This window comes from Streptomyces sp. SID486 (assembly GCF_009865385.1).
GTDB lineage: Bacteria > Actinomycetota > Actinomycetes > Streptomycetales > Streptomycetaceae > Streptomyces.
The window spans coordinates 1-746 of the sequence record NZ_WWJT01000689.1 but is presented as its reverse complement, the minus strand read 5'-3'; the positions used below and the strand labels follow the sequence as shown (position 1 = coordinate 746).

General features: G+C 78.7%; 1 protein-coding gene. It reads left to right on the top strand.

Features of this window, described 5'->3' with window-relative positions; translation table 11 throughout:
• A partial coding sequence (locus GT045_RS31925; RefSeq protein WP_161336311.1) for an acyltransferase domain-containing protein occupies nt 1-746 on the top strand: 746 nt, incomplete at both ends.

Genomic DNA, 746 nt, shown 5'->3' with positions numbered 1-746 from the left:
GGACCGTCCGCGCCGGGCCGCCGTGTCCTCGTTCGGCATCTCCGGCACCAACGCCCACGCGATCATCGAGGAGGCACCGGCCGAGGAGGCCGTCGCCGCCCCGGAGCGGACACCGGCCCCGCTGCTGCCCCTCGTGCTCTCCGGCGCCACCCCCGAGGCACTGGCCGCCCAGGCCGCACGGCTGCGCGACGCCGCCGACCGGCCCCTGCCCGACCTGGCCCGCTCCCTGGCCACGGGCCGCGCCGCCCTCACCCACCGGGGTGCGGTCGTCGCCCGCGACCGGGACGGGCTGCTGGCCGGCCTGACCGCACTCGCCGAGGGCTCCGCCGCCGACACCGTCGTCCGGGGCCGGCCCGCCGAGGGCCGGACAGCCTTCCTCTTCACCGGACAGGGCGCCCAGCGCCCCGGCATGGGCCGCGGTCTGTACGCCGCCCACCCCGCCTTCCGCCGGGCGCTGGACGACGTCTGCCAGGCGCTCGACGCCCACCTCGACCACCCGCTGCGGGACGTGATGTGGGCCGAGCCCGGCACCGAGCAGGCCGCCCTGCTCGACCGGACCCTCTACACGCAGAGCGCCCTGTTCGCCGTGGGAACCGCCCTCTTCCGGCTCCTGGAGGCGTACGGCGTCCGCCCGGACTGGCTGGCCGGGCACTCCGTCGGCGAACTGACCGCCGCGCACGCCGCAGGCGTCTGGGACCTGGCGGACGCCGCCCGGCTGGTCGCCGCCCGCGGCCGGCTGATGCAGG